This is a genomic window from Ectopseudomonas guguanensis (assembly GCF_900104265.1).
In the GTDB taxonomy this organism is placed as follows: Bacteria; Pseudomonadota; Gammaproteobacteria; order Pseudomonadales; family Pseudomonadaceae; genus Aquipseudomonas; species Aquipseudomonas guguanensis.
Window position 1 is genome coordinate 17,882 of the sequence record NZ_FNJJ01000015.1, and the last position, 23,044, is coordinate 40,925.

Genomic DNA, 23,044 nt, shown 5'->3' on the forward strand with positions numbered 1-23,044 from the left:
CGTGAAGCCGCTATCTTCTGCGGCATTTGACTGCTGACGGGCCACTAGAAGTCCACCTTGCCCCGCCCCGCCTTGATCGCCCCGCGCTTGCTCTTGCCGTCCAGGCGGCGCTTCTTCGAGCCCAGGGTCGGTTTGGTCGGGCGGCGTTTCTTTTCCACCTTGCCGGCGCTGCGGATCAGCTCGGCAAGACGTTCGAGAGCGTCGGCGCGGTTCTGCTCCTGGGTGCGGTACTGCTGCGCCTTGATGATCACCACACCGCCAGCCGTGATGCGGCTGTCGGCAAGCGCCAGCAGACGCTCCTTGTAGAACGGCGGCAAGGACGAGGCCTGGCTGTCGAAGCGCAGGTGCACGGCGCTGGACACCTTGTTGACGTTCTGCCCGCCCGCGCCCTGGGCACGAATGGCGGTCAGTTCGATTTCATCATCGGGCAGGTGAACGCTATTGGAGACGATCAGCATGAACAGGACTTATTGAGGCTCATGCTCATCAGGATACTCCGCCGAAGCTGTAATCTTTGCTTGAAATTTCCCCACGGCATTTGCCGGGCGCCTCGGCTAACGTAGCGGCCTGTTTTCCTTTGGAAGCACGCGATGGACTCCATAACCCAGGCGGTACTCGGCGCCAGCATTCAGGGCGCGCTGCTCGGTCGCTGGCAGGGGCGCAAGGCGCTGCTGTATGGCGCCACGCTCGCCACCCTTCCCGATCTGGACGTGATCATGGACTACGGCGATGCCGTGGCCAACATGACCTACCACCGCGGCTTCAGCCACTCCCTGTTCGTTCTCAGCGGTTTCGCCCTGCTGCTGACCTGGCTGATCAGGCGCTTTCGCCGACATCCGGGCTACTCGACCAACCGCCTGCTCCTGACGCTCTGGCTGGTGCTGATCACCCACCCGCTGCTGGATGCCTTCACCAGTTACGGCACCCAGCTGTTCTGGCCGCTGATGCCGACGCCCACGGCCTGGTCCAGCCTGTTCATCATCGACCCGCTGTACACCGTACCGCTGATCGCCGCGGTGGTGATCAGCCTGTTCACCGGGCTGCGCGAACAGAGCTGGCGCGTACCGGCCGTGGCGCTGGCGGTTTCGACGCTGTATATCGGCTTCAGCCTGGCCGGCAAGTTCATGGTCGAGCAGCGCGTGGAGCGTGAGCTGGCCCGCCAGGGCATCCAGGCCGAACAGCTGTTCATCACGCCGACACCATTCAATACCCTGCTGTGGCGCGCCATCGTGCTGGATGGCGAGGACTATCACGAAGCCCTGATCGGCTGGTTCGATGACGAGCCGCCGCAACTGCAGCGCCTGCCGCGCGGCACCCACCTGCGCGAACGGCTGGCGGACTCGCCCATGCACCAGCGCCTGGAGTGGTTCACCGGCGGCGTATTGCGCTACGACCAGGTCGGTGATCGCCTGATCGTCACCGACCTGCGCCTGGGCATGACCGGTTTTCACCCCTTCCGCTTCGACTTCGCCCAGTTGCACGATGGCCAGTGGCAGGTGCATGACCGTATCGATCGCCTGCCCTTCAGTCGCGGCGAGGCCGAACATCTGGCCCTGCTGTTCAAGCGCATCTGGCAGCCCGAACTGCAGGTGCCACTGCTGGCCTGGGCCAGCGGGTTGCAGAAGCCGATTTTGACTGAGACTCGCTCGCACTGAGAGGTTACTATCGGCGTTCTCTCCTCTGGGCAGGACGCCTGCAATGCTGTTTCGCCGTTTCGAATCCCTGATCGACGTCTTCAAACCCAGCCCCGACGTCGCCCCGCCAGCCGGCATGCTGCGCTTCTACGGCCACTACCTGAAACAGGTGTGGCCGCTGATGCTGGCCGTGCTGATCATCGGTTTCTTCGCCGCCCTGATCGAGGTGGCGCTATTCAGCTTCCTCGGCCAGCTGATCGACATGGCCCAGGCCAGCACCGATGCCAGCACCTTCTTCCACGAGCACCAGAGCGAGTTGCTGTGGATGCTGCTGGTGGCGCTGGTCGTCCGCCCCCTGGTGTTCGGCCTGCACAACCTGCTCACGCATCAGGCGGTTAATCCCGGCCTGACCAACCTGATTCGCTGGCAGAACCACCGCTACGTGCTCAAGCAGAGCCTGAGCTTCTTCCAGAACGACTTCGCCGGCCGCGTTGCCCAGCGCGTGATGCAGACCGGCCCGTCGCTGCGCGACTCGGCCATGCAGGTGATCGACGCGTTGTGGCACGTGGTGGTGTATGCCGGCAGCGCGCTGTATCTGTTCGCCGCAGCCGATCTGCGCCTGGTGGTGCCGCTAGCCTTGTGGATCGTCGGCTACAGCGCGGCGCTGTGGTACTTCGTGCCGCGCATCAAGGCACGATCGGCCGCCGCCTCCTCGGCGCGCTCGAAGGTCATGGGCCGGGTGGTGGATGGTTACAGCAACATCGCCACGCTCAAGCTGTTCGCCCACTCGCAGGAAGAGGAAAGCTACGCCCGCGAAGCCATGCAGGACCTGCTCGACAAGTTCCGCCTGCAGTCGCGCACCATCACCGCGCTGGACTTTCTCATCACCTGCCTGAACGGCGTGCTGATCGTCGGCACCGGAGCCCTGGCCCTGTGGCTGTGGAGCCAATCACTGATCACCACCGGCGCCATCGCCCTGTCCCTCGGGCTGGTGATTCGCATCAACAACATGGCCGAGTGGATCATGTGGGTGGTCAACGGCATCTTCGAGAATGTCGGCACCGTGCAGGACGGCATGCAGACCATCGTCCAGCCGCGCCAGGTCCTTGACCGCGCCGATGCCCAGCCGCTGCAGGTGACGCACGGCGCTGTGCGTTTCGAGGACATCCACTTTCACTATGGCAAGCGCGGCGGCGTGATCGCGGGCCTCAGCATCGATATTCGTCCCGGCGAGAAGATTGGCCTGGTCGGGCCATCCGGTGCCGGCAAGTCGACCCTGGTCAACCTGCTGCTGCGCCTGTATGACCTGGAGAGCGGCCGCATTCTGATCGACGATCAGGACATCGCCACGGTGACCCAGGAGAGCCTGCGCGCCAACATCGGCGTGGTGACCCAGGACACTGCCCTGCTGCACCGTTCGATCCGCGACAACCTGCGCTACGGCAAGCCGGATGCCAGCGAGCAGCAGCTCTGGGAGGCCGTACGCAAGGCGCGCGCCGACACCTTCATCCCGACCCTCGATGACAGCCAGGGCGGTCGCGGCATGGATGCCCAAGTCGGCGAGCGTGGGGTCAAGCTGTCCGGCGGCCAGCGCCAGCGCATCGCCATCGCCCGCGTGCTGCTCAAGGATGCGCCGATCCTGGTGCTGGACGAAGCCACCTCGGCGCTGGACTCGGAAGTCGAAGCAGCCATTCAGGAAAGCCTGGACAGCCTGATGGAAGGCAAGACGGTGATCGCCATTGCCCACCGCCTGTCGACCATCGCGCGGATGGATCGCCTGGTGGTGATCGACAAGGGCCAGGTCATCGAAACCGGCACCCACGCCGAACTGATCGCCCACGGCGGCCTGTACGCGCGCCTGTGGCAGCACCAGACCGGCGGTTTCGTCGGGGTGGAGTGAAAACCATGTAGGGTGCGCCGTGCGCACCGAGAGATCAGCCCTGGCCCCGCAGGCGTAATCCAGGTAACAGGAGGGCATGCGCACCCAGCCGCCAAAGGATCTGGTGCGCATGGCGCACCCTAGGGTTCCGGCTACAGATCACTCCGCCGCCGGCTTCTTGCGCTTGAGCGGCGCGCTACCGTCGGCGCTGACCAGCGCCGAGGGTTTGCCAGCCGGACGCGGGCCGGTCTTGCGCTTGGGCGCAGCGGCCTTCTTCGGGTCCTTCTTCTCGGTCTTTTTCTTCTTGCTGCCTGCGGCCTTGCCGGAAGCCTTGAGGTTCTTCGGCCCCTGGTAGACGCCCTTGAGCTCCTTGATGGTGCGCCGCTCGAAACGCTGCTTGAGGTAACGCTCGATGCTCGACATCAGGTTCCAGTCGGTGTGGCAGATCAGCGATACGGCCAGGCCTTCACCACCGGCGCGGCCGGTCCGGCCGATGCGGTGCACGTATTCGTCGCCCGAACGCGGCATGTCGAAGTTGATCACCAGATCCAGCCCTTCGACATCCAGGCCGCGCGCGGCCACGTCGGTGGCGACCAGCACGCGAACCGCACCCTGGCGCAGGCGCTCGATGGCCAGCTTGCGGTCCTTCTGATCCTTCTCGCCGTGCAGCACGAAGGCCTTGACCCCGGCCGCGACCAGCTTGCCGTAGAGGCGGTCGGCCTGCACACGGGTGTTGGTGAAGACGATGGCCTTATCGTAGGTCTCGTTGGCCAGCAGCCAGTCGACGAGCTGTTCCTTGTGATGGTTATGGTCGGCCGTGATGATCTGCTGACGGGTGCCCTCGTTCAATTGGCTGACGCTGTTGAGCATCAGGTGCTGCGGCTCCTTGAGCACCTTGGCGACCATCTCGCGCAGGCCATTGCCGCCGGTGGTGGCGGAGAACAGCAGGGTCTGGTGCGGGCCGCAGGCTTCGGCCAGGCGCTGGGCGTCCTCGGCGAAGCCCATGTCGAGCATGCGGTCGGCCTCGTCGAACACCAGCACCTCGACATCGCCCAGCGGCAGGTTGCCGGCATTGGCGTGCTCGATCAGACGCCCCGGTGTGCCGATCAGGATGTCGATCTTGCGCATCAGCGCCGCCTGCACCTTGAAGTCCTCGCCGCCAGTGACCAGCCCGGCCTTGAGGAAGGTGAACTGGGCGAAGCGCTCGACTTCCTTGAGCGTCTGCTGCGCCAGCTCGCGGGTCGGCAGCAGGATCAGCGCACGGATGCTCAGGCGCTGCCTGGAGTTGCCATCACCGAGCAGACGATTGAGCAGCGGCAGGACGAAGGCGGCGGTCTTGCCACTGCCGGTCTGGGCGATCACTCGCAGGTCCTTGCCCTGAAGCGCAGGCGGAATCGCTGCCGCCTGCACTGGCGTCGGCTCGACGAAGTTAAGCTCGGCCACGGCTTTGAGCAGGCGTTCATGCAGGGCGAATTGGGCAAACACGGGGGCACTACCTCGAAAGATCGACAAAACGGTGCATAGCCTAACGGTTTCCGGCGTCGGGGCCGAATTTCTTTGCATGAACACCGCGCGCATGCGCCGACATACGGCCGCCTGGGGGTACCATCCGGCATGGGCGAACGGGAACCGAAACGGCTCGGGCGCCATCCAAACGACATCACCGACCAGGAGTGCCGAGCCATGCTCACCAGACTGCAGACAACCCTCAGCATCGGCCTGTGCGCCGTGCTGGCCGCCTCGCCTGTGCTGGCCAACCCGCCGCCCGGCAAGGGCAAGCCGGGTCACCAGAATGATGGCGTGCAGATCGACCTGCGCGGTCCGAGCGTGGATATCGGCAAGGTGCGCATCATCCTTGGCGAGAATCGCCAGCTGATCGCCCCCACCTCCTCACTGCCACCGGGCATCGCCAAGAACCTCGCGCGCGGCAAGCCGCTGCCTCCCGGCATCGCCAAGAACTTCGACAGCCGCCTGATCTCGCGCCTGCCCCACTACGAGGGCTACGAATGGAAGCAGATCGGCCGCGACGTGGTGCTGGTCGCCATCGCCACGGGCATCGTCTACGAGATTCTGCGCAACGTGCTGGACTGAGCGCCTGCCGACAAGCGGTACGGCGCGCGACGAACTTGTCTCGGCGGCGCCACTCGAATATTCAGATGGCCCGCCGAGGTGCATGATGAATCCGTCCCTGATCTACCACGTCACGTCCAGTCTCGATGGCTACATCGCACGTCCCGATGGCCGTCTCGACTGGTTCGATTCGTTGCGTCAGGCTGACGAGGAGTACAGCTTCCAGTACTTCTACTCCGGCATCGATGCCCTGCTGATGGGCCGTGTCACCTACGAAGCGCTGCTGCAGCGTGGCGGCCCCTGGCCCTATCCCGGCAAGCCCTGCGTGGTGCTGACGCGTCTGGCCCTGCCGCGTGCGACGGACGAAATCCAGCTGACGCACTGCACGCCGGCCCAGGCGGTGGCAGCCTTGAACGAAGCCGGTTTTCAACGCATCTGGCTGGTCGGCGGCAGCCTGCTGGCCGGCAACTGCTACACCGCCGGGCTGATCGACGAGGTAGTGATCAATCTGGTGCCACACCTGCTGGGTGCCGGTGTTCCGCTCCTGGCGACCGGCATGGAGCGTAGCCTGACCCTGAGCGATCAGCGCCGTTTCAACAGTGGCACCCTGCAGCTGCACTACCAGGTGCAGAAGCAGGCCGGCGCGTCTGCGCCAATCCCCGCGCCGCGCATCAGCGCGGCTTGAGGTTCTCGCGCTGCTGCTTGTGCAGCAACCGTGCGCTGTCCCAACCGACCAGCAGCACTGCCGCCCAGATCGGCAGATAGGTCAGCCATTGTCCGGCATCGAAACGCTCGCCGAGTACCAGCAGGGCGACACCGAACAGCAGCACCGGCTCGACATAGCTGAGAATGCCGAACAACCCCAGCGGCAGCAGCCGGCTCGAGGCCATGTAGGCGGCGAACGCCAGGGTGCCGATCAGCGCCATCACCGGCACCAGCAGCCACAGCTGCGGACGATCGGCAAATGCGCCGACGGGACCGTACGCCACGATCAGCCAGATCGCCAGGGGCGCCAGCATCAGCATTTCCAGCACGAAGCCGGACAGCGCGTCCAGGCGCATCCAGCGGCGCAGCATGAAGTAAGGCGGATAACCCAGCGCGGTGACCAGCGTCAGCCAGGAGAACGCCTGGGTGCGCCAGAGCTCGTGCAACACGCCGAGCATGGCGCAGGCCACCGCCAGTTGTTGCAGCGGGCGCAGGCGCTCGCCGTAGAACAGTCGCCCGGTCAGCACCATGGCCAACGGCAGCAGGAAGTAGCCCATGGATACCTCCAGCATGTGTCCGGCCAGCGGCGCCCAGAGAAACAGCCCCCACTGTATGCCGATCAGCGCCGCTGCCAACGGGCAGGCAGCGAGCAGCAGCGGCTCGCGGCGCAGGCGAGCGAAGGTCTCGCGCAGCGAGGCGGTCTGCCGCGCCAATACCACCAGCAGCAGAACCAGCGGAAGCGACCAGAGCACGCGCTGGGCAAATACCTGCACGCCATCGAGCGGGGTCAGCCACTGCACATAGCCCGGCAGCAGGGCGAACAGCATCGAGGCGGCAATCGACAGTGCAACACCACGTCCGGACAGTTGCATCAGTGCACCTCGGCAGGGGCGCGGCGCGCGCGGCCCAGGTTGACCAGAGGCAGCGAAGCCGCGATCACCGCGCCGCCGAGGGCCAGACGCAGCAGATCGGCGTCGTGATTCCAGATCAGCAGGTTGACCAGCAGGCCGGCTGGCACCAGCGCGTTGTTCATCACCGCCAGGGTGCCGCCATCGACCAGGCTGGCACCCTTGTTCCACCAGTACAGGCCCAGGCCGGATGCCGCCACGCCGAGCCACACCAGCACGCCCCATTGCAGTGCCGTACTCGGCAGGCGCTCGCCATTGCCCAGCAGCAGGAAGGCCGGCAGGGCAATCAGCAGCGCGCCCAGGTAGAAGAAACCGAAGCGCTTGTACTGCGGCTCGTTCGAGGGGTGCTTGAGCAGCAGATGCTTGTACAGCACCTGCCCGGCGGCGAAGGTGAAGTTGGCCACCTGCAGCAGCAGGAAACCGAGCAGAAAGCCGCTGCTGATGCCGTCGTAGCGGATGATCCCGGCACCCAGCACCGCCACCAGCGCAGCCAGCAGTGCCCAGGGGTTGAACCTGCGGTTCAGCGCATCCTCGATCAACGTCACGTGCAGCGGCGTGAGGATGGTGAACAGCAACACTTCCGGCACCGTCAGCACCGAGAAGCTCAGGTAGAGGCAGACGTAGGTGATGCCGAACTGCAGCGCACCGATCAGCAGCATGCCGCGCACGAAGGCCGGGGCGTGACCGCGCCAGCGGGTCAGCGGCACGAACAGCAGACCAGCGATGACGATGCGCGTCAGCACCGCGAAATAGCTGTCGACTCGACCAGCCAGGTACTCACCGATCAGGCTGAAGGAAAAGGCCCACAGCAGGGTCACTATCAGCAGGTAACGCATCGCGCGCTCCGGGTTGGACTGGGGCCGGCACCATAGCCCAGCCACGCGGCAACGACCAGATCAGTGTCGCTGCGTCTCAAGCTCGTGTCGCAACTGATCGCCCATCAGGCTGCGCAGTTGCTCGGCCTGATCCTCATCGCTGGCGCTCTGGTCGATGATGATCTCCACGCGCCGGTTCAGGGCGCGCTGCTGCGCCGAATCGTTGGCCACTCGCGGCCGGGTATCGGCCAAACCCTTGACCTCCAGCCGCTGCGGCTCGAGCGCAGGATTGACCAGCAGCGCGTTGGCCACCGCCGAAGCGCGTGCGGCGGACAGGTCCCAGTTGGAGCGAAAGCGCGCGGTGCTGATCGGCACTTCGTCGGTATGCCCCTCGATGGTCAGGGTGCCGGGTATTTGCACCAGCAGCTCGCTCATGCCCAGCAGCATGTCCTCGAATGCCGGCGTCAGCTCGGCCGAGCCGGAGGCGAAGGAACCACGCTCCTCCACCCGCAGGATGATCCGCCGCCGTTCCTCGAGCAGTTGCAGGCGCCCCTCGCTCAACTCGCCCTCCAGCAACTGCTGCAGAGCGGCGACGTTCTCGCGCATCTGCTGATCGACCTGGGCCTCGGCACGCGCCAGCAACTCGGACTCGGCGTCGCCGCGCAGGGTGTCGAGATGCGGGTCCTGGGTGGTGGTCTGCTGGCGAATGTCCTGCACCTCGGTGGGTTCCGGCTTGCCGGGGGAGAACTTGTCGAATACCGGGCTGGTACCCAGCGGCACCTCCAGCGCCGGCACCTCGCGCTGCACACCGAAGGCCTTGGCCAGCTCGCCGGCGATCTGCTTGAAACGCTGCGCATCGATCTCGGAAAACGACAGCAGCAGGACGAAGAAGCACATCAGCAGCGACATCAGGTCGGCGAAGGTCATGACCCAGGCCGGCATCGCCCGGGCTTCCTCTTCAGGCAACTCCATGGCTCTCTCCTACCCCGATTTATCGGCCTGCAGTTCGCGTTTCGAAGGCGGCAGGTAGCTCTTGAGCATCTGCTCGATGATGCGCGGGTTGACGCCGTCCTGGATGGCCAGCAGGGCATCTATCCACAGCGCCTGCATGCGCGCCTCCTCGCTGCTGCGCAGGCTCAGCTTGTCGGCCAGCGGCAGGCAGATCATGGTCGCCATCATCGCGCCATAGAGGGTGGTCAGCAGCGCCACGGCCATGGCCGGGCCGATGGACTTGGGGTCTTCCATGTTCGACAGCATCTGCACAAGGCCCACCAGGGTGCCGATCATGCCCATGGCCGGGCCGACGTCGCCCATGGCGGAAAACACCTTGGCCCCCTCGCGGTTGCGTTCGAGGGTCAGCACCCGCTCCTTTTCCAGAAAGGCGCGAATGGTGTCCTGCCCCTGGCCGTCAATCATCAGTTGCACACCGGCCGACAGGAAGGGCGAGCTGAAGTCACGCCCCTCCAGCGCCAGCACGCCTTCCTTGCGCGCCACCTGGGCGATCTCGACCATCTCGCCGATGCAGCTTTCCACGGACGGCAGGCGGAACCGAAAGGCCCTGGCCACCACCTTGAAGGCGCCGAGAAACTGCCCGAAGCTGAACTTCACCAGCACCACGAACAGGCTGCCGACCACCACGATCAGCAGTGACGGCACGTTGAAGAACACCTCGCTGGATGCTCCGAGAACAATCGCCGCGCCGATCACCACCAAAGCACCCACCAGACCGATCAGCGTCGCCAGATCCACCGTTTTTCCCCCAAGGCCCCGCACAGGCTGTCGCGGCAGCGCCCCACGCAGCGACCGCCTACAGATTGATGACTGGACGAGTATCGGCCAGCACGGCGTTTTATGAAGACGCAGAAACAATCTAGCGCAATACGCTACGGATGCTCCGTAACCGCACGGCCGATGCGCAAGGAAAACGACGAGGCAGCGCGCCCGCACGGGGCACGCTGCATGGGGGAAGGGAATGAGGCGGCGGGTGTCAGGCCACTTCGGCCAGCTTGGCCTTGGCCTGGGCCAGGCCTTTCTCGCTGAACTCGGCGCCCATGTTCAGGCCTTCGGCGTGGATGAACTGCACGTCGTGGATACCGATGAAGGCCAGCGCCTGACGCAGGTAGGGCTCCTGATGGTCCAGGCCGCTACCGGCGTAGATGCCGCCGCGAGCGGTCAGCACGAAAGCGCGCTTGCCGGTCAGCAGGCCCTGCGGGCCGGTTTCGGTGTACTTGAAGGTCACGCCGGCGCGCAGCACGTGGTCCAGCCAGGCCTTGAGCGTGCTCGGAATGGCGAAGTTGTACATTGGCGCGGCCAGCACCAGCACGTCGGCGCCGAGCAGTTCATCGGTCAGTTGATTGGAACGGGCCAGCGCGGCTTTTTCCGCCTCGCTCTGCTGTTCGCTCGGGGTCATCCAGCCACCGAGCAGCGTGGCATCGAGGTGCGGCACCGGCTCGAGCGCCAGGTCGCGAACCTGAATCTGGTCAGCGGGGTGCGCTGCCTGCCAGTTGGCAATGAACTGCTGGGTCAGCTCGCGGGAAACCGAACCTTGCTGGCGGGCGCTGCTTTCGATTACTAGAACACGGGACATGTCTGAGACTCCATCGAGGTAGGGGAAAGTCGATGGAGCGAAGATAGAACCGCCTCAGCCGATTAAAAAGCGCAAATATCCGCTTACATATATCGACAAAGTTGATTTATCAGGTACTCACGTCTAGGCTTCGCCTACTTGAGGCCGCAGGTCAGGCTGACACGCAGGCGAATCACGCTTCGGGTGAACTTGACCGTCATGTTGCTGCTGGCGCCCGGCGCCAGCACGGTGCGCCGGGTACGCGGCGCCTCGGGGCCATTGCGGAACACCGCGCTGCACTCGGCCTCGCTCTGGCCATAGTTGTAGAGCAACAGCGCCGCCATGTTGTGGTCGATTTCCTGGGTGGTGGCCGAGACCTCGGCGCCGTTGAGCTGTTTTTCCACTTCGATGGGATAGGCATGGGCTGCCAGCGGCAGGAAGGCGAACAACAGGCAGATTGTTTTTTTCATCGGCGCTCTCCAACGTGGGAGGGCCAGTGTAACAGGCCGACTCAAGCAGGATGATGTGATGAAAGCTCCTCGCGTAACCCTGGATCAATGGCGCACGCTGCAGGCCGTGGTGGATCAGGGCGGCTTCGCCCAGGCCGCCGAGGTGCTGCACCGCTCGCAGTCCTCGGTCAGCTATACCGTGGCGCGCATGCAGGAACAACTCGGCGTACCGCTGCTGCGCATCGACGGACGCAAGGCCGTGCTGACCGAAGCCGGCGACGTGCTGCTGCGCCGCTCGCGGCAACTGGTCAAGCAGGCCAGCCAGCTGGAAGACCTGGCGCACCACATGGAGCAGGGCTGGGAAGCCGAAGTGCGCCTGGTGGTCGATGCCGCCTACCCCACCGCCAACCTCGTCCGCGCCCTGACCGCCTTCATGCCGCAGAGCCGCGGCTGCCGCGTGCGCCTGCGCGAGGAAGTGCTGTCCGGGGTCGAGGAAGTGCTGCTCGAGGGCACCGCCGATCTGGCCATCAGTGCGCTGAACATCACCGGTCATCTGGGTATCGAGCTGGGCGAAGTGGAGTTCGTCGCCGTCGCCAACCCGGAACACCCCCTGCACCGTCTGCAACGCGAGCTGAGCTTTCAGGATCTGGAAGGCCAGATGCAGGTGGTCACCCGCGACAGCGGCCGCCTGCAACCGCGTGATGCCGGCTGGCTGGGCGCGGAGCAGCGCTGGACGGTGGGCAGCCTGCCCACTGCGCGCACCTTCGTCAGCAGCGGCCTGGGCTTCGCCTGGCTGCCCCGCCACCTGATCACCCGGGAACTGCAGGAGGGCCTGCTCAAACCCCTGCCACTGGCCCAGGGCGGTGTCCGCAAGCCACGTTTCTTCCTCTACAGCAACAAGGAGCGCGTGCTCGGCCCGGCCACACAGATTCTCATCGAACTGATCAAGAACTTCGATGCGGCCCCGCTGGAGGCCGCCTTCGCCGCCCCGCAGTCGAACCACTGAGAGCCCTTCCATGCCCTACTTCGACCACGATGGCTGTCAGCTGCACTACGAGGACTATGGCCATGGCGCACCGCTGCTGCTGGTGCACGGCCTGGGTTCGAGCACGCGCGACTGGGAATACCAGATTCCCGTGCTGGCCCAGCATTACCGGGTGATCGCACTCGACGTGCGCGGCCACGGTCGCTCGGACAAGCCACACGAGGCCTACCGCATCGCCGACTTCGCCGACGACGTGGCCGCGCTGATCGAATACCTGCAACTGCCACCGGTGCATCTGGTGGGCATCTCCATGGGCGGCATGATCGGCTTTCAGCTCGGCGTCGACCACCCGGAACTACTGCGCAGCCTGACCATCGTCAACAGCGGTCCCGAGGTCAAGGCGAAAAGCCCGCGTGACTGGCTGGAAATCGCCAAGCGCTGGACGCTGTCGCGCCTGCTCAGCCTGGACACCATCGCCAAGGCGCTGGCCAAGCTGCTGTTCCCCAACCCCGAACAGGCCGAACTGCGGCGCAAGGTCGAGGAACGCTGGCCACAGAATGACAAGCGCGCCTATCTCGCCAGCCTCGATGCCATCATCGGCTGGGGCGTGCGGGAACGGCTGCAGCGCATCACCTGTCCTACCCTGGTGATCAGCGCCGACCGCGACTACACGCCCGATGAACGCAAGCGCGAATACGTGGCAGAAATGCCCAACGCGCGCCTGCTGGTGATCGAAAATTCGCGCCACGCCACACCACTGGATCAACCCGAACGCTTTAATAGCGCCCTGCTCGCCTTCCTCGGCGAGACTGCCAACAAGGAAAACTGACCATCATGCTCAAGCAACTCGTTCTCGCCACCGGCGCCCTGCTGCTGTCGTCCAGCCTGCTGGCCGCGGAAAACCCCAAGGTGCTGCTGACCACCAGCCTGGGTGAAATCGAAGTCGAACTAGCGGCCGACAAGGCGCCGGTCAGCACGCAGAACTTCCTCAAGTACGTCGACAGCGGCTTCTACAACGGCACCCAGTTCCACCGCGTGATCCCGGGCTTCATGGTCCAGGGCGGCGGCTTCGATGCCGACATGCGCCAGAAGGACACCGACGCGCCGATCAAGAACGAGGCCGACAATGGCCTGCACAACGTGCGCGGCACCCTGGCCATGGCCCGTACCCAGGTACGCGACTCGGCCACCAGCCAGTTCTTCATCAACCACAAGGACAACGCCTTCCTCGACCACGGCTCGCGCGACTTCGGCTACGCCGTGTTCGGCAAGGTGACCCGCGGCATGGAGGTGGTCGACAAGATCGCCCAGGTCCCTACCGGCAACCGCGGCATGCACCAGAACGTACCGCGCGAGCCGGTGCTGATCATCGACGCCAAGCGTCTGTAAGACACTGATGTAGCCCGGATGAAATCCGGGGATTGCAACACACCCACCCCGGATTGCATCCGGGCTACGGTGCGTGAATTGCCTGAAACGACAAAGCCGCCCATTGGGCGGCTTTGTCGTTTAACGCAGCGCTTATTTCTCGACGAAGGCGCGCTCGATCAGGTAATCCCCCGGTTCGCGCATGCGCGGGGAAATCTTCAGGCCGAAGCTGTCGAGCACTTCGCTGGTTTCGTCGAGCATGCTCGGGCTGCCGCAGATCATGGCGCGGTCGTCCTGCGGGTTGATCGGCGGCAGGCCGATGTCGGCGAACAGCTTGCCGCTGCGCATCAGGTCGGTCAGGCGGCCCTGATTCTCGAACGGTTCGCGGGTCACGGTCGGGTAGTAGATCAGCTTCTCCTTCAGCGCATCGCCGAAGAATTCGTTGCGCGGCAGGTGCTCGGTGATGAACTCGCGGTAGGCGACCTCGTTCACGTAGCGCACGCCGTGGACCAGGATCACCTTCTCGAAGCGCTCGTAGGTTTCCGGGTCCTGGATCACGCTCATGAACGGCGCCAGGCCGGTACCGGTGGAGAGCAGGTACAGGTGCTTGCCGGGGTTGAGGTCATCGAGCACCAGGGTGCCGGTGGGCTTCTTGCTGATGATGATCTCGTCGCCTTCCTTGAGGTGCTGCAGCTGCGAGGTCAACGGGCCGTCCGGCACTTTGATGCTGAAGAACTCCAGATGCTCCTCCCAGTTCGGGCTGGCGATGGAGTAGGCACGCATCAGCGGACGGCCATTTTCCTGCTGCAGGCCGATCATCACGAACTGGCCATTCTCGAAGCGCAGCCCCGGATCACGGGTGCACTTGAAGCTGAACAGCGTATCGTTCCAGTGGTGGACGCTGAGCACGCGCTCGACGTTCATATTGCTCATGATGATTTCCTCGAAGAACTGCAGCGCCAAGGGCGCGATTGCGCGGCATTTTATTCGCGGCAACAATATCTGTTAAGTGGATTATCAAGATATAGGTTATCGGTTATATCGATATGCGATTTACCCTCAGACAACTTCAGGTATTCGTCGCCGTGGCGCAGCATGAGAGCGTCTCGCGCGCCGCGCAATCGCTCGCATTGTCGCAGTCGGCCACCAGTACCTCGCTGACCGAACTGGAGCGCCAATCCGATTGCCAGCTGTTCGATCGCGCCGGCAAGCGCCTGGCGCTCAACGCGCTGGGCCGCCAGCTGCTGCCCGAGGCAGTGGCGCTGCTCGACCAGGCGCGCGAGATCGAACGCCTGCTGGGCGGCAAGAGCGGTTATGGCTCGCTGAACGTCGGCGCCACCCTGACCGTGGGCAACTACCTGGCCACCCTGCTGATCGGCAGCTTCATGCAGCAGCACCCCGAATGCCGGGTGAAGCTGCAGGTGCACAACACCGCCCATGTGGTGCAACAGATCGCGCATTACGAGCTGGACCTGGGCTTGATCGAAGGCGACTGCCAGCACCCGGATATCGAGGTGCAGCCCTGGGTCGAGGATGAACTGGTGGTGTTCTGCGCGCCGCAGCATCCGCTGGCCAGGCGCGGCAGCGCCAGCCTGGAAGAGCTGACGCACGAAGCCTGGATCCTGCGCGAACAGGGCTCGGGCACCCGCCTGACCTTCGATCAGGCCATGCGTCATCACCCGCGCAACCTCAATATTCGTCTGGAGCTGGAGCACACCGAGGCGATCAAACGCGCCGTGGAATCCGGCCTGGGCATCGGCTGCATCTCACGCCTGGCGCTGCGCGACGCCTTTCGCCGCGGCAGCCTGATGCCGGTGGAAACCCCGCAGCTGGACCTGCGTCGGCAGTTCTACTTCATCTGGCACAGGCAGAAGTACCAGACGGCAGCGATGCGCGAGTTTCTCGAGCAGTGTCGCGCGCTGACCGCCGGGGTCAGCCGCAGCGACCAGATCGTCCTGCCGTCGATCGTCTGAGCGGCTTGGCCGAACAGAATGTCTGCCCAGACCGGCGCACAGCAGGTCGCAGATAGGTTCACTGCGCGGGGATCGACTCCATCTGCTGCAACAGCAACGCCGCCTGGGTACGGGTACGCACCCCCAGCTTGCGGAAAATCGCCGTCACATGCGCCTTGACCGTCGCCTCGGAGACGCTCAGCTCGTAGGCGATCTGCTTGTTCAGCAGGCCTTCGCAAACCATGGTCAGCACGCGGAACTGCTGCGGCGTCAGGCTGGCGAGGCCGGCACCGGCAGCCTTGGCCTCGTCGGACACCGGCACGCCTTCCTCGGCCAGCGGCGGCCACCAGGTATCGCCGTCGAGCACCTGACGCACGGCTTGCTGGATGGTTTCCAGGGGGCTGGACTTGGGAATGAAACCGCTGGCGCCGAACTCGCGCGAGCGGTTGACCACGGACGCCTCCTCCTGGGCGGAGATCATCACCACGGGAATCTGCGGATACTGCCCGCGCAGCAGCACCAGGCCGGAAAAACCGTAGGCCCCCGGCATGTTCAGGTCGAGCAGAACCAGGTCCCAGTCACTCTTGGCGGCCAGATGGCCCTCCAGCTCGGCGATGCTGGCGGCCTCGACCAGGCGCACCTCAGGCCCCAGCCCCAGGGTCAGCGCCTGCTGCAGTGCACTGCGAAACAATGGGTGATCGTCGGCAATCAGGATTTCGTAGGCGGCCATCGGCAGATCCTGTTCTTGTTATGAGTGGCACTGAGTATGGCAGTGCTTTGGCCTGCCGACCCGCTCAAGCCTGCGCATTCAAGCGATGCAGGCTCCCCACTCGGACCGACGGCGGGGCTCAGCATGCCGAGCTGTGACGGGGTGGTCAAGCTTCGCGCTTTGCGGCAGCATGCGCTGCTTTTCCCGCCGAGATACTTCCATGCGAAGCCAAGCCCTGCGCGCCGACCTGTTGATGCTGATTACCGCGATGATCTGGGGCAGCGCCTTCGTCGCCCAGCGCCTGGGCATGGACAGCATCGGCCCCTTCCTTTACACCGGCCTGCGCTTCGCCCTCGCCTGCCTGGCGCTGCTGCCGGTGCTGGCTTTACTGCAACGTCGCCAGCAGCGTCCTGCCGCACCGTTGAACCGCAACCTGCTGGCCGGCGGCGTGGTCATGGGTCTGGCACTGTCGCTGGGGATCAATCTGCAGCAGGTCGGCCTGCTGTTCACCACGGTGACCAACTCCGGCTTCATCACCGGGCTGTACGTGATCGTGGTGCCGATTCTCGGCCTGCTGATCGGCCAGCGCAGCAGCGCCGGCATCTGGCTGGGCGCCAGCCTGGCGGTGATCGGCATGTTCCTGCTCAGCGTCGGCGAAGGCTTTACCGTGGCCTCGGGCGACTGGCTGCAACTGGCCGGCGCCTTCGTCTGGGGTATTCACGTGTTGCTGGTGGGGTTCTTCGCCAGCCGTCACGACCCGCTGCGCCTGGCCTTCATCCAGTTCGCCACCTGCGCGGTGATCAGCCTGCTGCTGGCAGGCATTTTCGAAACCGCGACGCTGGATGGCATTCTCCAGGCCGCACCGGCCATTCTCTACGGCGGCCTGTTCGGCGTAGCGGTCGGCTTCACCCTGCAGGTGGTGGCGCAGCAGCACGCCATCGCCTCGCACGCTGCAATCATCCTCTCGCTGGAGGCGGTATTCGCCGCCATCGCTGGCGCCCTGCTGCTGGGCGAAGTGCTGGCGCTGCGCGGTTACCTGGGCTGCGCGCTGATGTTCGGCGGCATGCTGCTGGCTCAGTTGTGGCCCAAGCCCTTGCCAGGCCAGCTCAGCGGTACGATTGCAAACGCTGATGCAGGGCGTCGTTGAGATCCAGCGGCAGACGCCGCTTGGCAGCCAGGTAGTGCTGGCTGAACGCGTCGAGATAATCGTCCAGCGCCTCACCGGCGCGCAGGTCGCCCGCCAGTTCCAGGCACATGGCAGCCACTTCGGCGGTGCACAGGTGCTCGCCACGGGTGGAGCGACGCAGGCGATAGCGTGACAGCTGCGCAGGCGTCAGGCTGAGCACCGGCAGCGCGTCCAGATAGGGGCTCTTGCGAAACATCTTGCGCGCCTCGGTCCAGGTCGCATCGAGCAGCACGAACAGCGGCCGCTTGCCGGGCGCGAGCCGCACCTCCTCCACCACGCGCTGCGGCGCCACATATTCGCCGGGAAAGACCAGATAGGGCTGCCACTGCGAGTCGGCCAGCAGCGCCAGCAGCGCCGGGTCGACCGCAGTGCGTGTCCAGCCGAAGGCGTGGGTTTCAGGCACCACGTCGGCGATCAGCCAGCCGGTGTTGCTCGGCTTCAACGCCTCGATGTCATGCATCACCAGGCACATGCCGGCATTGGCCTGGACCTGTGGGCGCCAGGCGCACAGGCAATGCGTCGGCTGCACGCGGCAGTGAGGGCAGCGCTCGGCGCGCGAGCCACGGGCGATGAAGGGTTTGACGCTGCGCGCCAGGCGTTCTGCGCGCAGGCGGGCGACGGCATGTGGGGCTGGATGGGTCATGGCGGGAGCAACTGCGAACGGGGGCGGGATTCTACCACCCCGTTCGCCACTCAGCGGCTCAGAAGCTGTGGTTCAACGCCAGGCCGATGAAGTGGATGTGGGTGTTGTACTCGCCGGTGTAGTTGCCGCCGTTGCCGGTGCAGCGCACGCCGCTGTCCTGGTACAGACCGCCGGCGCCCGGCACCCAGCCGGCCGGCGAGCAGCCGTCCTGGTAGTCCATCTTGCCGCTGGAGAACTGCACGTAGCTGTAGGCGAAGTCCAGCGAGGTATCGCGGGTCACCCTGTAGTTGGCGCCGAACGACAACCAGTAGCGATCGGCATCGGGAAACGCCGGATGACGCAACTGGGTCGAATTGACGGGCGACTTGTCGTACGCCACCCCGGTGCGCAACAGAAGATCGTCGCTGTACTGGTAGTTCATGCCCAGGGAGATCTTGTAGGTATCCTTCCAGTCCTGCTTGACGCTCAGGTCGCCCTCGGTGACGCCGTTGAAATAGGGATAGCCTGCCACCTGGTCGATACCGATACGCACCTCGTCGAGCCGCGAGTGGCGGGTGAAGGTCAGATCCGCCATCAACGCCACCTTGTCGTTGAACTGGTGGAAGGCATTGAAGGACAGCATCTCCGGGGTGTCGATGGCGGTCCTGGCCTTGGAGTTGGGGTGCAGGCGGGTGGCGGCGAACTCGCCGGGATTGTCCCAGTTGCCTTCGTCGAACAGTTCGCGCAGGGCATCGGCCGGAGGTACGTAGATACCGAGGATGGGAATGGTGAAACCGCCCTCGAGCGAGGTATCCGGGGAAGGAACGCCGCCTTGCACACCGGCGAAACTCCATTTGGTTTCCCCTTCCAGGGTATGGCGAATGTTGGAGCGATAGGCCACGCCGAAGCGTGTCGACTCGGTCGGCTCCCACATGTAGCCGATGTTCCAGCCGAAGCCCCAGTCGTCACCCTCGACCCGGAAGTAGCCGTCACCCTCAACGTTGTCGGCGAAATTGCCCGCGACGCAGTCGACGAAGCCGTCTCTATCGGCGACGCCGCGGCAGGAGGTGATTTCCTCCGGCACCGGTACCCCGGCGATGATCCCGACTATAGGCCCCAGGATGGGACTCGCCGCATTGCGGGTACTCTCGTAGTTCGCATCGACGAACTGCCCGGCCAGTTGCCGCGAAGCCCCTTTGACGTCCGCCGCCCCACGCTGCACCGACTTGATGTACTGCGCCGACACACCGAAGCCGATGCTGTGGTGCTCGTTGAAGCGGTAGGAAATGCTCGGGTTGAAGGTCACCGTCTCCAGGCTGGCCGACTGGATGCCGTAGCGCCCGGCCCAGTCCTCCTTGTAGTCGAGCTTGGCGCCGAAGGGGGTGAAGATGCCCAGGCCGACCGTGACCCGCTCGTTGATCTCGTGCGAAAGATAGAAATTGGGCGCAGCGGCGGCATCGGGCAGGAAATCGCCGGCATCCCCCGAGACGGGGTTGCCGAACACGTCACGGCTGCCCTTGTCCTGATAATCGCCGTCCGGCAGCAGAATGGTCAGGCCAGAGGTGAGCTGGGTGCCCTTGAGCCGGGCCAGCCCGGCGGGGTTGTAGAAGATGGTCGAGGCATCGGCCGCCTCGGCACCGTTGGCATGCGCCGTACCCTGCGCCGCCACCGATTGCGAACCAAAGTGATAACCGGATGCCTGCACCTGCGCGACGGGCAAAACCAGTAAACTGCCGACCATCACACGCGATGGCCAGCGCCGAGAGAGGATTGTCATTGTTATTCTCCTGCACGCTGCTTGAACGCCGTGCAGTCTTTCCAACACCCGCGACAGACTTCAGGCAGGTCTGTGCTGGCAACGTCCGACTGCAGCGGCTCAACTCTGTGACGTGCAGGTTTGGCCGACGATCCCCGGCCTTTGGTCGTGGTGACCGAGGGCGGCCAGAGGCCAGCATGTCCCCATCGGTAACACCTTGTTTCAAGCAGGCAAAAGGCCATTGCCGCGAACATTCTTCCCGAGGCCCGGTCCAACCCTCGTCCACGCTTTCAGGAGTCATACCCCATGCTGCGTCACATCCTTCCCGCTCTCGCGCTCAGCCTGATGCTTCCCACTGCCCAGGCAGCTTCGCTGAAGGAGATGGAGCTGACCCGCACGCTGGAGCAGGTCGCCCGGCAAAGCAGCGAGGGCACGCCGCGGGCGATCAACGAGGACATTCTCGATCAGGGCTATACCGTGGAAGGACACACGCTGATCAACCATCTCAGCGTGCGTGAAGCGCATGCCGCGCAGATGCGCGGTAACCCCGATACGGTGCGCAGCCAGCTGGCAGCCAGCGTCTGCCGCAACCCGGGCTATCGCAGCCTGCTGGCGCAGGGCGCGCAGCTGCGCTATCAGTTCAGCGAGTACCGCAGCAACCGCCCGGTCACCGTCGAAGTATTCGACAAGAGCGACTGCGGCCTCTGAAGCAGGCGAAAACTCAGCCTCTTCCCGCTCGCCGCTGCGCCTCATCGGCGCGCAGTTCGGCGAGCAACGCCTCCATGTAGCGTGAGCGCCTCCCGCCGCTCTCCAGCCGGCGCAGGCACTCGTCCTCGATACTCGAGTGGTTGGTACGCGCAGCCTGTTGCAGCATACGGTACAGATCCGTGTTTATCTCCAGCGTCAACCTGGGCATACCTGCCCCTCCCTTCCCGTTGCTCCACTTGGCGGGCTCAACGCAGACAGCGAGGGTACCCCCTGCCTGCCAGAGCCGCGCGTTCCTCGGCGCTCAACCAGCCATCGGGCGATACGCCCAGCACTTCGGCCACGCCTTGCAGCACATGCGCCCAACTGCAGCCATTGGCGAGCAGCATGCCGGCCTCGTCGAAGGTGCCACCGCGGTTGCGGTAGCCCAACGCCCGACAGCTGGCGACATCGCCCAGCAGCGGCCAAAGATGGCCCATGGCGACCTCCGGGCGCATGTGCGTCAGCAGCACGCGCCGGCGGCACGCCGCCGGGAACAGCGCTTCACGCTGCTCGGCGCTGGCCACACTGGCAGCCTCCCAGGCATCGCGCGGCGCCCGAAAACGCCCCGGTTCCTGCAAGTAAATCAGACGCCAGGCCACGCCCTGCTCGCTCAGACGAACGGCGGCGCGGCGCATCTCGCTGAGCTGATAGCTGCCACTGGCGATCAGCAGCACGGGCTCGCCATCGCCACCTTCAGCGACCTGCAGGGCACCGTCACGCGCCAGCTGCTGTGCCTGTTCGACCGTGAAGAAACAGGGTCGTTCACGCTTGGCAGCCACCAGGCAGGCCAGCCGACCACGCGTCTGGTAGATCTCCGGTAGCAGGGCCAGCAGCGAATTGTGGTCGGCGGGCAGCAACACGCGCATGACGTCGTGCATCTCGCCCAGCAGCGCCTCGCAGAAGGTGGTGTCCTGGTGCGATTGCTGGTTCTTGCCGTTCTCCCAGGTGTGCGAGGTGGCCACCAGCGGCCAGCCCAACCAGCCGGCCGGACGCCCTGCCTCCTTCTGCTGGCGGGCGAAGATCAGACTCTGACGAACGGCGCCGAGCATCTTCACGCAGAAGGCTTCGTAGCTGGCCACCAGATTGAGCCCACCCTGGTTGGCCAGACAGGCGGATACCACCGCCTCCTCGTTGAGCGCGGTGATCACCGCGCCGTGCACCGACTCCAGCTCGCTCTCCGGCTGGCTGACGCGATGCCTGAGCGCCGCCAGTACGCCACCCAGGCGGTTGCTGGCCAATTCGTCCGGGTTGCCCACCCGCGGCCGCAGTTGCGGGTTGGCGCGCACCAGGTCGACGAAATAGCGATCCAGGGCGCTCATCGGCGAGCAGGCATGATCGTGAAACTGCAGCGGCGGCTGCACGGGCTGCGGCGGCTGACGCAAGGCCAGCGGGTTGTCCCGCTCCAGCGCGCGCCCCTTGCGGCTGGCGAACAGATTGCAGGCAGCGGACAACTTCTGCGGCTCCACCCACAAGGCCGCCGCATGCTGGTTGAACAGCTCGCGCGCCTGCTCGTCGCGCGCCGGGCTGGCCGGCAGCGGCAGGTTGTGCGCGGCGTTGCTGCCGGCGCCGAAAAAGCCATAGCCCTTGCTGGTTTCGGCGATGCCGTAGGGCATCGGCAAGGGATAGGCAAGCACCTTGTCGCTCAGTTCGCCGACACGGTGCGCCAGGCGTTGCTCCATCTCCCAAAGGGCGCAGACGAAGGCCGCCGGGTCGCGCCCATCGAAACTCAGCGGATCGAAGCCGCACAGGCGCAGGTGCTGACGAAAGCCTTCGAGGCCCTCATGCGTGCCCAGTTCGGTGCGCTGCTCGATACGCCGGCCATTGGCGATCATCACCGGCAGCGCCACGCCACAATCCTCGGCGCGCCACCAGCGCGGCATCCAGTCGCTGCCGCGCTGCTCCTCGGCAGCGCCGTCGGAGAGAAAGGCCACCAGCTTCTCCCCCGGCAATGGCAGATGCGCGTACTGCAGCTCGGCAAAGCCCAGGTAGCCGCCCTCGGCGATGCCGCCGGCGGTATGCGGGTTGACGTGACTGCCCAGCGGCACGCCTGGGCGGCCGTCAGCTGCCTGGGCGTAGCTGTAGAAATCCGCCGCCAGGCGGCTCATGCCCGCCTCGTCGCGAGCGTAGCGGGCTGCCTGCTCGGGATGCTGGTTGCCGGTCAGCAGGTTCAACGCCTCGATCGCCGCCACGCAATGGCCCTGCCCCATCAGCCAGCCACGCGTCTCGGCGGTCAGGGCATTGAGGGCCAGGTAACCGGCGTAGGCCGGCACCATGTTCAGCGCGCCGCCGGTATGCCCCTCGGGCACCTCCTTGAAGTCGGCGGCCTGCAGCGGCTGGCCATCGAGCCTCACGCGCTGCGCGTAGGTCATGTGCACCACCAGCCAGAGGCCGGCGGCCGTCAGCGAATCGAGGGCGCACAACAGACGATAGACGCTTGGCAGGTCGGGCTGCAGGCCGCTCTGCACCAGTTGATGAGCGAGGCGAAAGACTGCGGCGCAGGTCTGCGGGCTATGCTGGACAGGTCCGTGGCCGGCTTGCCAGCGGGCGAAGTCGGGATATTGCTGAGCGTGCTGGTGCAAGGCGGCGGCGTCGGGCAATAGCTGGGTCATGGCTGCTCTCCTGAATGTTTGTCTGCAGTCTAGGCAGCGGGAAAAAGGCCCCGGCTGACCTGCATCAACAAGCGCGGCGATGCG

At 65.2% G+C, this 23,044-nt stretch carries 24 protein-coding genes; 10 read left to right on the forward strand and 14 right to left on the reverse strand.

Annotation, left to right across the window (positions count from 1 at the left end; all coding sequences use genetic code 11):
• Positions 1-44: 44 nt before the first annotated feature.
• Positions 45-458 carry an alternative ribosome rescue aminoacyl-tRNA hydrolase ArfB gene (gene arfB / locus BLS61_RS19855; RefSeq protein ID WP_090433763.1) on the reverse strand — a complete coding sequence of 138 codons (414 nt, stop codon included), beginning with the start codon at positions 456-458 and terminating at the stop codon, positions 45-47.
• A 132-nt stretch (positions 459-590) separates the two neighbouring features.
• On the opposite strand from arfB, the gene BLS61_RS19860 reads away from it, so the two are divergent.
• On the forward strand, positions 591-1,655 hold the full coding sequence (locus BLS61_RS19860) for a metal-dependent hydrolase (protein WP_090433765.1): 1,065 nt from the start codon (positions 591-593) through the stop codon (positions 1,653-1,655).
• 43 nt (positions 1,656-1,698) lie between these two features.
• A complete protein-coding gene (locus BLS61_RS19865; RefSeq protein ID WP_090433767.1) occupies positions 1,699-3,534 on the forward strand; it encodes an ABC transporter ATP-binding protein in 1,836 nt (611 codons plus the stop codon).
• Between the two features lie 138 nt (positions 3,535-3,672).
• Here BLS61_RS19865 and BLS61_RS19870 read toward each other — a convergent pair whose 3' ends face one another.
• Positions 3,673-4,998: a DEAD/DEAH box helicase gene (locus tag BLS61_RS19870; RefSeq protein WP_090433770.1), complete on the reverse strand. Its 1,326-nt coding sequence runs from the start codon at positions 4,996-4,998 to the stop codon at positions 3,673-3,675.
• Positions 4,999-5,196: 198 nt separating this feature from the next.
• On the opposite strand from BLS61_RS19870, the gene BLS61_RS19875 reads away from it, so the two are divergent.
• Positions 5,197-5,604, forward strand: a complete 408-nt coding sequence (locus BLS61_RS19875) for an anti-virulence regulator CigR family protein (protein WP_090433772.1) — start codon at positions 5,197-5,199, stop codon at positions 5,602-5,604.
• An 85-nt stretch (positions 5,605-5,689) separates the two neighbouring features.
• Positions 5,690-6,268: a dihydrofolate reductase family protein gene (locus tag BLS61_RS19880; RefSeq protein WP_090433774.1), complete on the forward strand. Its 579-nt coding sequence runs from the start codon at positions 5,690-5,692 to the stop codon at positions 6,266-6,268.
• On the opposite strand, the gene rarD is transcribed toward BLS61_RS19880, so the two are convergent.
• From rarD to BLS61_RS19910, 6 genes are all read right to left on the reverse strand, one after another.
• Positions 6,255-7,160, reverse strand: coding sequence for an EamA family transporter RarD (rarD, locus tag BLS61_RS19885; protein WP_090433776.1), 906 nt, complete (start codon positions 7,158-7,160; stop codon positions 6,255-6,257). The genes BLS61_RS19880 and rarD overlap by 14 nt on opposite strands.
• Positions 7,160-8,032 (reverse strand): carboxylate/amino acid/amine transporter, encoded by an 873-nt coding sequence (locus tag BLS61_RS19890; RefSeq protein WP_090433778.1) that lies wholly within the window; start codon positions 8,030-8,032, stop codon positions 7,160-7,162. The genes rarD and BLS61_RS19890 overlap by 1 nt, the downstream gene beginning before the upstream one ends.
• A 60-nt stretch (positions 8,033-8,092) precedes the next feature.
• On the reverse strand, positions 8,093-8,983 hold the full coding sequence (locus BLS61_RS19895) for a flagellar motor protein MotB (protein WP_090433780.1): 891 nt from the start codon (positions 8,981-8,983) through the stop codon (positions 8,093-8,095).
• 9 nt (positions 8,984-8,992) lie between these two features.
• Complete coding sequence (pomA, locus tag BLS61_RS19900; RefSeq protein ID WP_090433782.1) at positions 8,993-9,760, reverse strand: flagellar motor protein PomA; 768 nt, start codon at positions 9,758-9,760, stop codon at positions 8,993-8,995.
• Positions 9,761-9,998: 238 nt separating this feature from the next.
• Positions 9,999-10,598 (reverse strand): FMN-dependent NADH-azoreductase, encoded by a 600-nt coding sequence (locus BLS61_RS19905; RefSeq protein WP_090433784.1) that lies wholly within the window; start codon positions 10,596-10,598, stop codon positions 9,999-10,001.
• Between the two features lie 134 nt (positions 10,599-10,732).
• Positions 10,733-11,047 carry a 3-phosphoglycerate kinase gene (locus BLS61_RS19910; protein ID WP_090433786.1) on the reverse strand — a complete coding sequence of 105 codons (315 nt, stop codon included), beginning with the start codon at positions 11,045-11,047 and terminating at the stop codon, positions 10,733-10,735.
• A gap of 58 nt (positions 11,048-11,105) precedes the next feature.
• Here BLS61_RS19910 and BLS61_RS19915 point away from each other — a divergent pair, with 58 nt between their 5' ends.
• Genes BLS61_RS19915 through BLS61_RS19925 form a run of 3 tightly spaced genes read left to right on the forward strand, consistent with a single transcriptional unit; the run spans position 11,106 to position 13,400 of the window.
• Positions 11,106-12,032 (forward strand): PA3225 family LysR-type transcriptional regulator, encoded by a 927-nt coding sequence (locus tag BLS61_RS19915; RefSeq protein ID WP_090433788.1) that lies wholly within the window; start codon positions 11,106-11,108, stop codon positions 12,030-12,032.
• A 10-nt stretch (positions 12,033-12,042) separates the two neighbouring features.
• Positions 12,043-12,840 (forward strand): alpha/beta fold hydrolase, encoded by a 798-nt coding sequence (locus BLS61_RS19920; RefSeq protein ID WP_090433790.1) that lies wholly within the window; start codon positions 12,043-12,045, stop codon positions 12,838-12,840.
• Between the two features lie 5 nt (positions 12,841-12,845).
• Complete coding sequence (locus BLS61_RS19925) at positions 12,846-13,400, forward strand: peptidylprolyl isomerase (RefSeq protein ID WP_090433792.1); 555 nt, start codon at positions 12,846-12,848, stop codon at positions 13,398-13,400.
• A gap of 132 nt (positions 13,401-13,532) precedes the next feature.
• On the opposite strand, the gene fpr is transcribed toward BLS61_RS19925, so the two are convergent.
• Entirely contained in the window at positions 13,533-14,312 is a 780-nt protein-coding gene (fpr, locus tag BLS61_RS19930) for a ferredoxin-NADP reductase (RefSeq protein ID WP_090434024.1), read from the reverse strand.
• A gap of 113 nt (positions 14,313-14,425) precedes the next feature.
• Here fpr and BLS61_RS19935 point away from each other — a divergent pair, with 113 nt between their 5' ends.
• The gene (locus BLS61_RS19935) at positions 14,426-15,352 is read left to right on the forward strand and encodes a LysR family transcriptional regulator (protein ID WP_090433794.1); all 927 of its coding nucleotides are present in this window, start codon (positions 14,426-14,428) and stop codon (positions 15,350-15,352) included.
• Between the two features lie 58 nt (positions 15,353-15,410).
• Here the strand turns inward: BLS61_RS19935 and erdR are convergent, their stop codons facing one another.
• The gene (gene erdR / locus BLS61_RS19940; RefSeq protein ID WP_090433796.1) at positions 15,411-16,061 is read right to left on the reverse strand and encodes a response regulator transcription factor ErdR; all 651 of its coding nucleotides are present in this window, start codon (positions 16,059-16,061) and stop codon (positions 15,411-15,413) included.
• 199 nt (positions 16,062-16,260) lie between these two features.
• Here erdR and BLS61_RS19945 point away from each other — a divergent pair, with 199 nt between their 5' ends.
• Positions 16,261-17,187 (forward strand): DMT family transporter, encoded by a 927-nt coding sequence (locus tag BLS61_RS19945; protein ID WP_090433798.1) that lies wholly within the window; start codon positions 16,261-16,263, stop codon positions 17,185-17,187.
• On the opposite strand, the gene BLS61_RS19950 is transcribed toward BLS61_RS19945, so the two are convergent.
• Together BLS61_RS19950 and BLS61_RS19955 are read right to left on the reverse strand one after the other, a co-directional pair.
• The gene (locus BLS61_RS19950) at positions 17,147-17,869 is read right to left on the reverse strand and encodes a tRNA-uridine aminocarboxypropyltransferase (protein WP_090433800.1); all 723 of its coding nucleotides are present in this window, start codon (positions 17,867-17,869) and stop codon (positions 17,147-17,149) included. The genes BLS61_RS19945 and BLS61_RS19950 overlap by 41 nt on opposite strands.
• Positions 17,870-17,927: 58 nt before the next feature.
• On the reverse strand, positions 17,928-19,625 hold the full coding sequence (locus tag BLS61_RS19955; RefSeq protein ID WP_090433801.1) for an OmpP1/FadL family transporter: 1,698 nt from the start codon (positions 19,623-19,625) through the stop codon (positions 17,928-17,930).
• Between the two features lie 285 nt (positions 19,626-19,910).
• On the opposite strand from BLS61_RS19955, the gene BLS61_RS19960 reads away from it, so the two are divergent.
• Positions 19,911-20,312: a quorum-sensing-regulated virulence factor family protein gene (locus BLS61_RS19960; RefSeq protein ID WP_090433803.1), complete on the forward strand. Its 402-nt coding sequence runs from the start codon at positions 19,911-19,913 to the stop codon at positions 20,310-20,312.
• Positions 20,313-20,325: 13 nt separating this feature from the next.
• Here BLS61_RS19960 and BLS61_RS19965 read toward each other — a convergent pair whose 3' ends face one another.
• Both BLS61_RS19965 and BLS61_RS19970 read right to left on the reverse strand, forming a co-directional pair.
• The gene (locus BLS61_RS19965; protein ID WP_090433805.1) at positions 20,326-20,520 is read right to left on the reverse strand and encodes a hypothetical protein; all 195 of its coding nucleotides are present in this window, start codon (positions 20,518-20,520) and stop codon (positions 20,326-20,328) included.
• Positions 20,521-20,557: 37 nt separating this feature from the next.
• Positions 20,558-22,960: a phosphoketolase family protein gene (locus BLS61_RS19970; protein WP_090433806.1), complete on the reverse strand. Its 2,403-nt coding sequence runs from the start codon at positions 22,958-22,960 to the stop codon at positions 20,558-20,560.
• Positions 22,961-23,044: the final 84 nt, after the last annotated feature.

Coding starts and splice junctions, on each gene's coding strand:
- arfB (WP_090433763.1), bottom strand. CDS start 458: ATGCTGATCGTCTCCAATAGCGTTCACCTGCCCGATGATGAAATCGAA.
- BLS61_RS19860 (WP_090433765.1), top strand. CDS start 591: ATGGACTCCATAACCCAGGCGGTACTCGGCGCCAGCATTCAGGGCGCG.
- BLS61_RS19865 (WP_090433767.1), top strand. CDS start 1,699: ATGCTGTTTCGCCGTTTCGAATCCCTGATCGACGTCTTCAAACCCAGC.
- BLS61_RS19875 (WP_090433772.1), top strand. CDS start 5,197: ATGCTCACCAGACTGCAGACAACCCTCAGCATCGGCCTGTGCGCCGTG.
- BLS61_RS19880 (WP_090433774.1), top strand. CDS start 5,690: ATGAATCCGTCCCTGATCTACCACGTCACGTCCAGTCTCGATGGCTAC.
- rarD (WP_090433776.1), bottom strand. CDS start 7,160: ATGCAACTGTCCGGACGTGGTGTTGCACTGTCGATTGCCGCCTCGATG.
- BLS61_RS19890 (WP_090433778.1), bottom strand. CDS start 8,032: ATGCGTTACCTGCTGATAGTGACCCTGCTGTGGGCCTTTTCCTTCAGC.
- BLS61_RS19895 (WP_090433780.1), bottom strand. CDS start 8,983: ATGGAGTTGCCTGAAGAGGAAGCCCGGGCGATGCCGGCCTGGGTCATG.
- BLS61_RS19905 (WP_090433784.1), bottom strand. CDS start 10,598: ATGTCCCGTGTTCTAGTAATCGAAAGCAGCGCCCGCCAGCAAGGTTCG.
- BLS61_RS19910 (WP_090433786.1), bottom strand. CDS start 11,047: ATGAAAAAAACAATCTGCCTGTTGTTCGCCTTCCTGCCGCTGGCAGCC.
- BLS61_RS19915 (WP_090433788.1), top strand. CDS start 11,106: ATGAAAGCTCCTCGCGTAACCCTGGATCAATGGCGCACGCTGCAGGCC.
- BLS61_RS19920 (WP_090433790.1), top strand. CDS start 12,043: ATGCCCTACTTCGACCACGATGGCTGTCAGCTGCACTACGAGGACTAT.
- BLS61_RS19925 (WP_090433792.1), top strand. CDS start 12,846: ATGCTCAAGCAACTCGTTCTCGCCACCGGCGCCCTGCTGCTGTCGTCC.
- fpr (WP_090434024.1), bottom strand. CDS start 14,312: ATGAGCAATATGAACGTCGAGCGCGTGCTCAGCGTCCACCACTGGAAC.
- BLS61_RS19935 (WP_090433794.1), top strand. CDS start 14,426: ATGCGATTTACCCTCAGACAACTTCAGGTATTCGTCGCCGTGGCGCAG.
- erdR (WP_090433796.1), bottom strand. CDS start 16,061: ATGGCCGCCTACGAAATCCTGATTGCCGACGATCACCCATTGTTTCGC.
- BLS61_RS19945 (WP_090433798.1), top strand. CDS start 16,261: ATGCGAAGCCAAGCCCTGCGCGCCGACCTGTTGATGCTGATTACCGCG.
- BLS61_RS19950 (WP_090433800.1), bottom strand. CDS start 17,869: ATGACCCATCCAGCCCCACATGCCGTCGCCCGCCTGCGCGCAGAACGC.
- BLS61_RS19955 (WP_090433801.1), bottom strand. CDS start 19,625: ATGACAATCCTCTCTCGGCGCTGGCCATCGCGTGTGATGGTCGGCAGT.
- BLS61_RS19960 (WP_090433803.1), top strand. CDS start 19,911: ATGCTGCGTCACATCCTTCCCGCTCTCGCGCTCAGCCTGATGCTTCCC.
- BLS61_RS19965 (WP_090433805.1), bottom strand. CDS start 20,520: ATGCCCAGGTTGACGCTGGAGATAAACACGGATCTGTACCGTATGCTG.
- BLS61_RS19970 (WP_090433806.1), bottom strand. CDS start 22,960: ATGACCCAGCTATTGCCCGACGCCGCCGCCTTGCACCAGCACGCTCAG.